The organism is Streptomyces sp. NBC_01429, from assembly GCF_036231945.1.
Taxonomy (GTDB): Bacteria; Actinomycetota; Actinomycetes; order Streptomycetales; family Streptomycetaceae; genus Streptomyces.
This window is the reverse complement of record NZ_CP109599.1, coordinates 4,003,424-4,015,468: the sequence shown is the minus strand read 5'-3', so window position 1 is coordinate 4,015,468 and position 12,045 is coordinate 4,003,424. Positions and strand designations below refer to the sequence as shown.

General features: G+C 70.3%; 12 protein-coding genes. All 12 read left to right on the top strand.

What is annotated here, in order from left to right; translation table 11 throughout:
* The first annotated feature begins 46 nt into the window (after positions 1-46).
* The 12 genes from OG627_RS17455 (at position 47) to OG627_RS17400 (ending at position 12,045) form a co-directional block, all read left to right on the top strand.
* Complete coding sequence (locus tag OG627_RS17455; RefSeq protein ID WP_329066119.1) at positions 47-787, top strand: SDR family NAD(P)-dependent oxidoreductase; 741 nt, start codon at positions 47-49, stop codon at positions 785-787.
* Between the two features lie 6 nt (positions 788-793).
* The gene (locus OG627_RS17450; protein ID WP_329066117.1) at positions 794-2,077 is read left to right on the top strand and encodes a glutamate-5-semialdehyde dehydrogenase; all 1,284 of its coding nucleotides are present in this window, start codon (positions 794-796) and stop codon (positions 2,075-2,077) included.
* 170 nt (positions 2,078-2,247) lie between these two features.
* Positions 2,248-2,373: a hypothetical protein gene (locus OG627_RS17445; RefSeq protein ID WP_329066114.1), complete on the top strand. Its 126-nt coding sequence runs from the start codon at positions 2,248-2,250 to the stop codon at positions 2,371-2,373.
* On the top strand, positions 2,370-3,740 hold the full coding sequence (locus tag OG627_RS17440) for a TrpB-like pyridoxal phosphate-dependent enzyme (RefSeq protein WP_329066112.1): 1,371 nt from the start codon (positions 2,370-2,372) through the stop codon (positions 3,738-3,740). Before OG627_RS17445 ends, OG627_RS17440 begins: the two co-directional genes overlap by 4 nt.
* Positions 3,730-4,950, top strand: coding sequence for a hypothetical protein (locus OG627_RS17435; protein WP_329066110.1), 1,221 nt, complete (start codon positions 3,730-3,732; stop codon positions 4,948-4,950). The genes OG627_RS17440 and OG627_RS17435 overlap by 11 nt, the downstream gene beginning before the upstream one ends.
* Positions 4,950-6,476, top strand: a complete 1,527-nt coding sequence (locus tag OG627_RS17430) for a class I adenylate-forming enzyme family protein (protein ID WP_329066108.1) — start codon at positions 4,950-4,952, stop codon at positions 6,474-6,476. Before OG627_RS17435 ends, OG627_RS17430 begins: the two co-directional genes overlap by 1 nt.
* Complete coding sequence (locus OG627_RS17425; RefSeq protein WP_329066106.1) at positions 6,460-7,773, top strand: type III PLP-dependent enzyme; 1,314 nt, start codon at positions 6,460-6,462, stop codon at positions 7,771-7,773. The genes OG627_RS17430 and OG627_RS17425 overlap by 17 nt, the downstream gene beginning before the upstream one ends.
* Entirely contained in the window at positions 7,773-8,045 is a 273-nt protein-coding gene (locus tag OG627_RS17420) for an acyl carrier protein (protein WP_329066104.1), read from the top strand. Before OG627_RS17425 ends, OG627_RS17420 begins: the two co-directional genes overlap by 1 nt.
* Positions 8,042-9,277, top strand: coding sequence for an acyl-CoA dehydrogenase family protein (locus OG627_RS17415; RefSeq protein ID WP_329066103.1), 1,236 nt, complete (start codon positions 8,042-8,044; stop codon positions 9,275-9,277). The genes OG627_RS17420 and OG627_RS17415 overlap by 4 nt, the downstream gene beginning before the upstream one ends.
* The gene (locus tag OG627_RS17410) at positions 9,270-10,436 is read left to right on the top strand and encodes an acyl-CoA dehydrogenase family protein (protein WP_329066101.1); all 1,167 of its coding nucleotides are present in this window, start codon (positions 9,270-9,272) and stop codon (positions 10,434-10,436) included. Before OG627_RS17415 ends, OG627_RS17410 begins: the two co-directional genes overlap by 8 nt.
* The gene (locus OG627_RS17405; protein ID WP_329066099.1) at positions 10,433-11,080 is read left to right on the top strand and encodes a 4'-phosphopantetheinyl transferase family protein; all 648 of its coding nucleotides are present in this window, start codon (positions 10,433-10,435) and stop codon (positions 11,078-11,080) included. Before OG627_RS17410 ends, OG627_RS17405 begins: the two co-directional genes overlap by 4 nt.
* A complete protein-coding gene (locus OG627_RS17400; protein WP_329066097.1) occupies positions 11,077-12,045 on the top strand; it encodes a hypothetical protein in 969 nt (322 codons plus the stop codon). The genes OG627_RS17405 and OG627_RS17400 overlap by 4 nt, the downstream gene beginning before the upstream one ends.

Below are 12,045 nucleotides of genomic sequence, written 5' to 3'. Positions count from 1 at the left end.
TCACTGCCCGCCTGCCCATTGGGCCCGTACCGCAGGAGTCCGCGCGATGACCAAAGGTGCCCCGCTCGCCGTGGTGACCGGTGGAACCCGTGGCATCGGTCTCGCCCTGTCCCGGCGACTGATCGGCCTCGGCTACCGCACGATCGCCGTCTACCGCGCCGACAAAAGCGCCGCTGAGTCGGCCGCACGCACGCACGGGCTGATCACCGTAAGGGCTGATGTGTCCGACAGTCTCTCGCTGCGGGAGTCCGCACAGTGGATTCTCTCCGAATATGGCACGCCCCGGGTACTTGTCAACAACGCGGGCATCAACATCGACCGGCCCTTCCTCGAACTCACCGAATCCGACTGGCGGCAAGTACTGGACACCAACCTGTCCGGCCCCTTCCACCTCACCCAGGCATTCGCCCCGGCCATGCTCGCGGCCGGCGAGGGCACCATCGTCAATGTCGGTGCCACCACCGGCATTCGGCCCAGGAAGAACGGGGCCAACTACGCGGCGAGCAAGGCAGGACTGCTCCACCTCACCAAATGCCTGGCCCTGGAACTCGCCCCCACACTCCGTGTCAACTGTCTGATCCCCGGCATGACCGAGACCCAGGAGTTGGTCACCCGCTTCCGGCTGACCGAACCACAGCACCGCGCCGCGGCGCTGTCCGAGATCCCGCAGCGACGCATCGGTTCACCCGACGACATCGCCGACGCCCTCGAGTACCTCGTCGGCCCGCTCAGCGGCTACGTCACCGGCCAGAAACTAATCGTCGACGGCGGCCAGTTCATGTGGTAGGAGACCATGACCGAAGCCATCATCACCCCGGCGCGCCAGGCCCTGGCCGACGCACCGCCGATCGGCGACCGGGCCTATGAGCGCTACTGCGTCCAGCTCGCGCGACACCTCGAAGCCCATTGGCCGACGATCCTCGCGGCCAACGCCGAGGACCTCGTACAAGCGGCTCGAGCCGGGCTGTCCGGTGTCCTGCTCGACCGGCTCCGACTGACCGATACCCATCTCGACCGTGTGCGCGCCCTCACGACCGCCGCTCTCGCAGAGCTTGCGGCGGTCACCGCGCCCGACCCCGGAATCCGGGTACCGGGCCGCGGCCTGCTGCGCCGTGTCCCCAAACCGCTCGGCCTGGTCCTGATGGTGTACGAAGCGCGGCCCACGGTCACGGTCGAAGGGGCCCTGCTCCCCGTGGTCGTCGGCAACGGCGTGCTGCTGCGTGGCGGCAAGGAGATCGCCTGTACCAACGCGGCACTCACCTCCGTCGTCCGGGAGGCGCTGGTCGCCGCCGGACTGCCCGTCGGCCTGGTCACCGTGCTCGACGACCCTGACCGGAGGCAACTGCGCACCCTGCTCGGCCGCTCCGACGCGGTCGACGTCCTCATTCCGCGGGGCAGCCCCTCGCTGATCGAGTACTGCCGTACCGCGAGTTCCATACCGTTGATCGCCAGCGGCGGCGGGGTCAACCATGTGTACGTCCACCACAGCGCCGATCTCCCGCTGGCCGCCGAGATCGCTCTGGACAGCAAGCTGCCCGAGCCGACCGCCTGTAATACGGCGGAGCTGATGCTGGTCGACGCGGAGATCGTCGACGAATTCACCGCCACCCTGCTGAAGGCCGCCGAACGCGACGACCGTCAGGTGACCGTGCGGCTCGATCGCAGGATCGGTGTCCCCGCGTCCAGCACGGGCCGTCAGCGGATCGAACCTCTGCGGGAGCACGACCTGGGCCGTGAGTTCCTCGACGCCACCATCGGCGTCCGCCCGGTCAACGGCCTGGTTGAGGCGTTGGAACACATCAGACGATATGGCTCGGGACACACCGAGGGTGTCGTCGCCGGCGATCCCGTGACGACCGAGGAATTCGCCCGGCGGGCCGATGCCGCGGCGATTGTCGTCAACGGCTCTCTGCGTCTGCACGACGGGCCCACCCTCGGACTGGGTTCCGAGATCTCGATCAGTACAGGCCGTATGCACGTCCGGGGGCCGGTGACCATCGGGTCCCTCATCACCCACAGCTGGCTCATCGAAGCGGAGGGCGCGCTGCGCGGCCCGTCGGCGCCGCAACCGTCCTGACTTCCCACGGAGGAACTGTGATTACCGGACTTGACCGCACCGCGGTCGCCGATTCCGTCAAGCGTGTCGTCATCTCCGAATCGCGACTCTCGCTACGGCCCGCCGACATCGACGACCACGAACCACTCAATGGCGAGCTCCTGAGAGTCAACTCCCTAGGATTCGTTGGCATGTTGGTGATTCTGGAAGACGAACTCGATGTCGTCCTGCCCGACGACCTTTTCGTCGGCCGGGCCTTCCACACCGTCCACGATCTGATCGAGGTCGTGCTGCTCGGGGCAGAGGCGTCCCGATGAGCCGGCCCGGACCGCCCGACCACTGGCGCAGCGTCCTGCCGCATCTGCCCGAGCGGCTTCCCGAGGACCGTACGCCCCGGACGGTCGGTGGTAAGGGCGTACAGGTCAACGTGCCTCTGGAACTGGTGCGCCAGAGTGTGCGGAAGAAGGAGTTCTGGAGCGTTCCGGCAGAGGTGCTGGACGCCTACCGGGCTTTCCGGCCGACTCCGCTGTGGCGGGCGCGCGGATTCGAGCGGGAGGTCGGCGCCCGGGTGCCCGTGTACGTGAAGTACGAGGGCGGGAACATCTCCGGCAGCCACAAGCTCAACACCGCACTGGCGCAGGCGTACTACTACGCGAAGGCCGGTGTGCGGGAACTGGTCACAGGAACGGGTGCCGGGCAGTGGGGGACCGCGCTCGCCGCCGCCTGCGCGATGTTCGGCATGAAGTGCACGGTGTTCATGGTGGGCGGCAGCCTGCGCCGCAAGCCCTACCGCGGCACTCTGATGCGGACCCTGGGCGCGACCGTGCACGCCAGCCCCAGTGCGCTCACCGAGGTGGCGCGGCACCAAGGCGGCGGGGCCGTCAACAGTCTGTCCCTCGCGATCGGTGAGGCGGTGGAGTACGCCGGGCGGACCGAAGGCGCCGCGTTCTGCATCGGCAGCGGGGAAACGTACAGCATCCTGCACCAGTCGGTGATCGGCCTGGAGGCACAGGATCAGCTGAGAGAGCTCGACGCGCGGATCGACGCGGTTGTCGGCTGTGTGGGCGCCGGATCCAATTTCGGCGGTATCGCGCTGCCGTTCTACGCGTCCGCGGCCGCCTCGGGTGAGCGGCCGCCGGTGCTGGTGGCCGCCGAATCGACGAGTACGCCGAAGCTCACCCGGGGCACGTACGCGTACGACCGCACGGACGCCACGGGCAGTGGTCCGCTGGAGGCGATGTACACGATCGGCAGTTCCTACCCGATCCCCGATGCGCACGCCGCCGGACTGCGCTTCCACGGCGCGGCGAAACTGCTCTCCGCGATGCGGCACCGCGACGAGATCACCGCGACCGCGGTCGGGCAGACCGAGGCGCTGGAGGCGGGCCGCCTCTTTACCCGGAGCGAGATGGTGCTCCCGGCACCCGAGTCGGGGCACGCCCTGGCGGTGGCCGCCCGTCTGGCCGGCTCGGGGACGGAGACGACCACCGGGGAGCTCCGTGCCCAGCGAGGTGTCGTCGTCTGCGTCAGCGGACACGGATATCTGGACCTGGCCGCGTATCAGCAGTTGCTGGACGGGGAGCTGGACGACAAGGGCGCTGATCCGGTCGCGCTGGGGGCGGCCATCGGCAGCCTGGACCGCGTGCGGCCGCTCGTCGACTCGGGAGCCGGCCGTGTCTGGTGACGCTTCTGTCGCGGGCGGCACGGTCGACTGCCGGCTGTTCGACTGCTTGCAGGTCAACCTGGCGCTGCTGGCCGACCGGCAGCACGGTCCCGGTACCCATCTGAACCTCGGTGCGGTGCTGGGTTTCCGGCCGGCCGAGGGCCCACACGGGCTTCCGACGGTCGCCCGCTCCACGCGTCAGCAGCTCGCCGAGACAGCCCCACGGCTGGGGCTCGCGGTACTGGACCGGCGGACGGCGGACGGCGGCGAACTGCTTCCGACGCCGGGCCGTTATGTGGTGGCTGACGCCTTCCACCTGCCCTGGGTTCCGTACTTCGGGCAGCAGCACATGGAACACAGCTTCCTGCTGGAACCGGGCCCCGCCGGTGCCGGTGTGACAGTCGTCGACGGCTATCACAACGAGACCCGATGGGGCAGCGCCCGCCCCGTGCAACGTGTCCTGGACCACGCCGCCATGGCCGCGGCCGTGCCCGGACCGGCGCTGGCGGTCACCTTCGGGCCCGGTGAGTACGTGCGGGCCGACGAGCCCGTCCACGATCTGGCGGACGAGGGAGAGATGGCCGGATACGTCGCCGCGTACGCGGAGCATCCTGATCGGGCCGCCGCCCTGCACGCGCTCACCCTGGAGACCTGGCTGCTGGCGCGGTCCCGTGCCCTGCACGTACGTTTCCTTCAGATCCGTGGACTCCTTGGACCGGATTCCGCCGAGGGGGCAGCTGCTCGCGCACACGTCCGGGCCTGGGAGTCCCTCGCGGAGGCCACGTATCTCAGCTCCCGCCGGGTCGAACGTGCTCGGCCGGTGAATCCGCGCCTGTACGGACTTCTGGCCGACCAACTCCACTGTGACCGAAAGCTGTTCGGAGCACTCGGCACTATGGTGAACGCCCCGTCCTCCGGCGCCGCCGGCCCGGTGGCCGGGACGATCGTGCCCGACCTGCTGCGTGAGCACGTGGCCGTCACAGTCGCGATGGTGCTGCGTGTCGATCCGGGGGCGTTGCTCGGCGGCCGCGTGCTCGCCGAGGTGCCCGGATTCAGTTCGTTCCGCGTCGTCGAGATCGTCGAGCGGCTCGAGCGGGGCCTGGCCGTCGAATTCGCCCCGTCCGACCTGGTGCCGGAGAACCTGCATCACCTCGACGGTATCTGCCGCATCGTCCAGCGCGCTCTCCCGCCCGGAGCGTCTCCGCGACTCACCCGAATCGGAGGGTTCTGATGTCCCCACGCGTGGCGCTGCTCCACGACCTGCTCGACAGAGCGGCCGACCGCTGGCCCGACCGGCCCGCGGTGACCTCCGGTGCGCACACTGTTGGCTACCACGAACTCGCCGAAGCCACGCGGCGTCTCACCGGCTGGCTGTACTCCTGTGGACTGCGCCGCGGGGACCGGCTGCTGGTCCATGCCCCCGGATCGACCACGCTCGCCGCGCTCGTGTACGCCGCGTCCCGCGCCGGAGTCGCGTTCTCGCTTCTGCACGAGAAGACGCGTGACATACAGCTTCAACACGTGCTGGACGACTGCGAACCGGCTCTGCTGGTCACCGACGACGCCGAGGCTGCCGCAGCCTTCCGTGGCCAGGGCGTACGCGCTGTCTCCATTGACGCCGTCAGAGCGCTGGCCTTCGCTGCCTACGGTGCACCCGGCCCGGAGGCCGTGACACGTTTCCCGGGGCCACTCGCCGTGGACCCGGTCTGCCTCATCTACACATCAGGCACCACCGCCCTGCCCAAGGCCGTGGTCAGCACCCATCAGCAGGTGGTCTTCGCTGTGGACGCCATTCAGCGAATGCTGGGCTACCGGTCCGACGACATCGTCTACTGCCCGCTGCCGCTCTCCTTCGACTACGGGCTCTACCAGCTCTTCCTCGCCGCGCACTCGGGCGCGCATGTCTGGCTGGGAAGGCCCGCGGAGGTCGGTCCTCGGCTGCTGGCCAACCTGGTCCGCGCCGGGGCCACTGTGCTGCCTGCCGTCCCAGCCATCGGTGACGCTCTGGCCCGGCTGCTCAGCAGGTCCGGCGGCGACCGTCCGGCACTGCGGCTGCTGACGAACACGGGGGCCGCCATGCCCGCCCCCACCTTGCGCACCCTGCGCACCGAACTCCCCGGACTGGTGGTTCAGCTCATGTTCGGCCTGACCGAGTGCAAGCGGGCCACCGTCATGCCGCCCGACGGGGATCTGGACAGACCCGGCTCCTGTGGCCGCGCACTGCCCGGCACCGAGGTGCTGATCGTCGACGAGGAGGGCCGGCGCCGTCCGCCCGGGGAGATGGGAGAGATCGTCGTACGCGGACCGCATGTCATGTCCGGCTACTGGCGCCGGCCAGAGTTGACCGCACAGCGCTTTCCGAGGGCGGACGGGCTCTTCCCCGAACTGCGCACCGGCGACTACGGGTGGCTGGACGAAGCGGACTTCCTGTACTTCGAGGGCCGGCGCGACGACCTGTACAAGGAGAACGGTTTCCGGGTCAGCGCCACCGAGGTGGAGGCCGCCGCCCGGCGGGTCACCGGAGTGGCCGAAGCGGCCTGCCTGCCACCCGGCAGCGGGGCTGCCGCGCTGCTCTTCACCATGGGCACCCGGTCGCCGGCCGAGGTACTGCGCGGGATGCGTGAGCAGATCGAGGAGTTCAAGATCCCGTCACGTTGTGTGGTGCTGGACGAACTACCGCTCACCGGTAACGGGAAAGTCGATCGCAAGGCGTTGGCCGCGATCGCGAAGGGGGCCGCCGGTGTCCGCGCCGACTGAGACCGGGAACGCCCCCACCGCGTCGGTCGACCTGGTGCCGCCCACGGTGCTTGCCGCCGTACCGACGCCCGCTTACGTGTACGACGTGGCCGTCGTACGCCGCAACCACACAGCACTCCGGGATGCCCTGCCCGAAGGCACCGCCCTGTATTACTCCCTCAAGGCGAATCCGCATCCCGCGCTGCTCACCCTGCTGCGGGAACGGGGAGCCCTCCCGGAGGTGTGCTCAACCGGGGAGCTGGACGCGGCGCTCGCCGCCGGATGGCCTGCCGCGGATGTGCTCTACACCGGACCGGGCAAACGCGACGAGGATGTCACCGCCGCCCTCAAGACGGGGGTCCGGCTGTTCTCCGTCGACTCTCCCCACGCCATCGAACAACTGGACCGGCTCGCGGCCGCCCAGGACGTGCGCGCCCGCTGTCTCCTGCGGGTCAACGACGACCAGCCGGTGCCGGGCCAGGGGCTCACGATGACCGGGGTCGCCTCGCAGTTCGGCGCCGATGCCACGTGGGTGCTCGCTGAACCCGCCGGATTCGCGAACCGCCCGCATGCCGAGGTAACCGGCCTGCACCTGTACATGGGGACGAACCTCACCGAAGTCGACGCTCTCCTGGGACAGTTCGCGCGGTCACTGGCCACTGCCCGCGCTCTTGCCGACGCGCTCTCCACCCAGGGGGTACAGCTGCGCTTCCTCGACCTCGGCGGGGGGTTCGGCGCTCCCTTCGGGACCACCGGGGAGGCTGTGGACCTCACCACGCTGCGCCCCCGGCTGACCGCGCTGCTGGACGCCCAGGCGGCCGGGTGGAGGGAGGGGCAGCCGGAAATCGCGTTCGAATCCGGCCGCTATCTGGTCGGCACGGCGGGCGTTCTGGTGACCACGGTCCTCGATGTGAAGCGCTCACACGGTAAGGACGTCGTCGTCCTCGAATCCGGCATCAACCACCTCGGAGGCATGTCCGGGTTGCGTCGGCTGCCGCCGCTCAACCCGCACCTCGTGGCCGGCCCGGCTGTCGGTACCGCCCTGGACGCGCTTGTCGCCGGCCCGCTGTGCACCCCGCTGGACACGTGGGCGCGGTCCGCGCGGCTGCCCTCGCTGAGTCCCGGTGATCTGGTCGCCGTACCTGGAGTCGGGGCCTACGGCCTGTACGCGAGCCTCGTCGCCTTCCTCGGGCACCCGCTGCCCGCGGAGGCCGTCTACGACGGTGACCGGCCTGCGGCCCCCCTCGACATATCCCGTCTGGAGCTCAACCGTACGCCCGTCCCGGCTGTAGCCGGTGCCAACCCTGGAGTGATGTGATGGACAACCGATTCACCGAACTACTCACCCCTTTCCTGAAGTTCCTCGGAGACCGGGAGATCGCTCCCGACGCGCCGTTGCGGGAGCTGGGACTGGACTCCATGCAGGCCATAGAGCTGCTGTTCGCCATCGAGGACACTTTCGGCGTCACCCTGCCGGACGACGACATGAACGACGAGACGTTCGCCACGGCCCGCAGCCTGTGGGCCGTGGTGAGTGCCGCCCTGGACGGCACCCGTCCCGCCGACGGCGAACAGGTGAGCGTCGCGTGACCACGACCACGACGACCATCAATGCCGGCCCCGGGCCCCGGCCCGGCACGATGAGGCCGGACCATTCCGCCATCTCGGCGCCGGCGGATCTGGCCGGACTCATCGCTCGGGTCGCCACTGTCGCGGAAGCTCATGTGGTGCGTACCGACCGCGACGCCACATTCCCGGCCGAGGCGCTCGTGGAGCTGCGCCGGACAGGACTGCTCGGCCTGCTGGTGCCCGTGGCATACGGGGGGCTGGGTGGGAGTACGGACGACATGGTCCGCGTCGGCCTCGCGCTCGGCCGGGTCGACATGTCCGTCGCGATGATCTTCACCATGCACTGCCAGCAGGTGGCGGCGCTCGTTCGGTACGCCGGCGACCGGCTGCGCGAGGAGGTGCTGCCCGAGATCGCGGCCGGCCGGCTGTATCTCGCCTCCGTCACCACCGAAGCGGGTAAGGGCGGGCATCTGCTCAGCTCCGAGTCCGTGCTGACAGCGCGCGGCGACGATCTCCTGTTGGACCGCTTCGCTCCCATCGTCACCGGGGGCGAGTACGCGGACGGTTTCCTCGTCACCACGCGCAGTCCGGCGGCGGCCTCTCCGAACCAGGTCTCGCTTGTGTACGCGCACAGAGACCAGCTCACCGTGGAACGTTCCGGCGACTGGCAGCCGCTCGGAATGCGGGCCAGTCACAGCGTGGCGCTGCGGCTGACCGGCAGCGTGCCCGGACACCAAGTGGTCGGTGACCACGGATCGTTCCGGACGATCGTGACCACGGTCTTCGGACCGGTGGCGCATATGGGCTGGTCCGCGTGTTGGCTGGGCACCGCGGCGGGCGCGCTGTCCCGCGTGGTGAAGATGCTGCGCGGGCCGGAGACCCGGGGCCGTTTCGACCTCGGGTCGGAGCTGCTGCTCACCCGGATATCCACGGCCCGGCGGCGGCTCGATGCCGTGCACGCGCTGCTGGAGCGCACTCAGCGGGTGGTCGAGAACGCCGAAGACCTCAGCCTGCCGCGGATCCAGCTGCTGCTCAACGGACTCAAGATCACCGCGGCGGAGGAGTGCTACCGGGCCGTCGACGGGCTGGTGGACGCCGTCGGCATGCGCCACGGCTACCTCAAGGACTCGCCCACGCGGCTCGAACAGGCCCTGCGGGACCTGAGGTCCGCCGCCCTGAACTACAGCAATGACCGACTCCACCTCGTGGACGGCAACCTCGCCCTGCTCGACGCGGAGGTGCGCTTTGACTGAGTTGACGCACGCGGCCGCGGCGGCGGTCCGCCCCGCGGTACCGGGCTACCGCGCCCGCGTGGACGCGGCACTCGCCGACACGGCGCCCAACGACTCCGCGTCCCAGGTGTGGTCCGCGCTGGGTGCGGCGGAAGTGCTGCGCGACCTTTACCACCGCGGTGGAGTGGCCGGGATCGGCCCGGACCCGGACAGGCTCGCGGACCTTCTCGGCGTCGTGGACGCACGCGCTGACAACGGGGTGACGCTCACGGTACTGGTCCAGGCCGCGAGTGCCGTCCCTTTGCTGGCGGCCTGCGCCCCGGCCGACGGCCCGGTTCGGCATGCCCTGGACCAGGTGCTGTCGGGGGCGGCGATGGCGGCGCTGGCCGCGACCGACCGCACAGCCGCGGGATCCGACCTGTCAGGGCTGGGCACCGAGGTGGCCCTGCACGTGGACGGGACGAGTGAACTGCTGGTCGACGGGGGCAAGCGCTGGATCGCCACCGCGTGTGAGGCGGACTACCTCCTGGTCCTCGCCCGGCACCGGCCCGGTCGGCATTTCACCAGCTTCACCTGGGTGCTGGTGCCGGCGTCGGCCCCCGGAGTGGGGATCCGGTCGGCAGACACGGATCTGCTCACCAGCTCGGGCACCGGGCATATCGAGCTGACTGGCGTTCGCCTCCCGATGGACCACCTCGTGGGCAGGCCGGGGCGCGGCATGGTGGAGTTCGCACGGCATATGGGCACCGAGCGGTTTGCCGGAGCGCTGTGGGCGGTCGCCCTGACCAGCAGGGTGCTCGCCGATACCAGGCAGGCTTTGGTCACCCGGGAGATCGACGGCCTGTCGCTGTGGGACAACCCCGCTGTGCGCCAGCGGTTCGCCGCCTGCCTGGTCCGCGTACGACAACTGCGCGCGTTGTGCGAGGTGCTGGGCGGACGGGTCGTGAATCACCACGATCTGGCCGCCGCCGCCATGCTCAAATCGGCGGCCGGGCTCACCGTCGACCCGGTGCTCGCCGAATGCGCGCAGCTCCAGGGAGCCGAGGGCTTCGCCCGTGGCGGAGCCCAGCGGATCCGCAGCGAAGCCGGCGTCCTGGGCATCGGCGGAGGCGTCACCGAGTTGGTCCTCGGAACGGTCGCGGACAGCGCGGACGCCCTGCTCGCGGAGCTGCGTTCATGAGCCCGCCGCTGACCCTGCTCATGGAAGAGACAGCCCCCGGTGTCTGGGTGGCGCTCGGAAACCGGGCCGAATGGCTCGGCGTACGACCGCATCCACATGAGCGGGCGTCCACCGGAGTGCTGCCGGCCTGGCGAACCGAGGAATTCTTGGCGAGCCGGGCGCTGCTGCGACACGTGCTGCGCATCGTGATGCCCGAAGTGGCGGGGGCGGCCGTACGCAATGACAGGAACGGCCGGCCGGTCCTCGATGGCCACCCCGGCACGGGCATCAGCATTTCTCACGACGGGGAGGCCCTGGCTGTCGCGGTCGCCCCCCACCGGCAGGTCGGTGTCGACGTCCAGATCCCCCCTGACACCGTGTCCGACGGACTGCTGCGCCGCTGCCTGCGCGGGCGTGCCCCGGAAGTGGCCGCCTTGCCCGAGAGCGCGCGGGCCACCGAGCTCGCGTGGGTGTGGACCGTCCAGGAGGCCTGTGTAAAGGCGGAGGGCACCGGACTGTCCGGTCGACCGTGGGCCATCGACATCGAGCCTGCCGCCGCGCGTGGTCGATGGGGCGACTACCGGTGGATCAGCCTGCGTACTCTCAGCGGCACTCCGCTGAGCTGTGCCTTCTCCGGCACGGGCACCTATGGGGAGGCGGTATGACGTTGCGGGACGACCAGGGACTGCTCCCTGTGGCACCTCCCGATGTCAGCTGCTACACCACGAACCTGCTGAGCTACCTGACGGCTGATGTCCCCGAAGCGGGGCGCCGCCTGGCCCGGTCGGTCCGGCTCGCGGTACGCACCGATCTGCCCCCGGGCGAACTGGCTTTCTCGCACCACGCCCGAGTGGACCGGACCGCCGACAACCGCGAACTCGCCTACCGGGGCGCGGCCGACTGGTCCGGTGCCCGGGCGGGACTGCGGGACGCTCTGGACCGGGATGGCCGGGTGCTCGCTGTCGCGGGCACTGCCCGGCTGCCCTGGTCCCCGGCATACGGCCGTGCGGATGCCCCGCACTGGGTACTGATCCACGGCTGCCGGGCGGGCCGCTGGCTGGTGGCCGACCATTTCACGGCGCTCACTCCGTACGGCGAGCATCGGCCCCATCTGGGCCGACTGGACGACGCCGAACTGGCCGGTGCGCTCGCGCTCGCGGTGGACTCTCCGGTCGAGGTCGTCCGTCGGGACAGGCTGGCACTCGGCAGCGAGGTGCCGCTGCCGTCCATTGGCCCGTACCGGTGGTTGGCGCGCGTGCCTGTGGCGATGGGCGACTCCGGTCCCGAACCAGGTCCGGGCCAGTGGATCCACGAGACGGCACGGTCGCTCACCCATATCCGTGCGGTCATGGCCGCGCACCCGGACGCCGTCGGGCGTTTCTCCGAGGATCTCTGGGCGGCCGCCCGGCACCATGCCTACGCGCTGGCCTGCGCGGGCGCGGAGGGTAGCGCCCACACACCACACCGGGCCGCTTCCGCCGCATGGGCCGAACTGCCCCGTGCCTTGCGTTTCGCGGCCCAGTCGGCGGAGCGCGGGCGACCTCGGCCCGGTCTTGCGGCCCGGGCTCTGACTCAACTCATCTCGGCCGAAAGTGCCTTGCCCGGCACCGGCGTCCCGGACGGAGGCTGA

Bases quoted from the DNA above. Each gene is read 5' to 3' on its own strand.
- OG627_RS17450 (WP_329066117.1), top strand. From the start codon at position 794: ATGACCGAAGCCATCATCACCCCGGCGCGCCAGGCCCTGGCCGACGCA.
- OG627_RS17455 (WP_329066119.1), top strand. From the start codon at position 47: ATGACCAAAGGTGCCCCGCTCGCCGTGGTGACCGGTGGAACCCGTGGC.
- OG627_RS17420 (WP_329066104.1), top strand. From the start codon at position 7,773: ATGGACAACCGATTCACCGAACTACTCACCCCTTTCCTGAAGTTCCTC.
- OG627_RS17440 (WP_329066112.1), top strand. From the start codon at position 2,370: ATGAGCCGGCCCGGACCGCCCGACCACTGGCGCAGCGTCCTGCCGCAT.
- OG627_RS17445 (WP_329066114.1), top strand. From the start codon at position 2,248: ATGTTGGTGATTCTGGAAGACGAACTCGATGTCGTCCTGCCCGACGAC.
- OG627_RS17430 (WP_329066108.1), top strand. From the start codon at position 4,950: ATGTCCCCACGCGTGGCGCTGCTCCACGACCTGCTCGACAGAGCGGCC.
- OG627_RS17405 (WP_329066099.1), top strand. From the start codon at position 10,433: ATGAGCCCGCCGCTGACCCTGCTCATGGAAGAGACAGCCCCCGGTGTC.
- OG627_RS17400 (WP_329066097.1), top strand. From the start codon at position 11,077: ATGACGTTGCGGGACGACCAGGGACTGCTCCCTGTGGCACCTCCCGAT.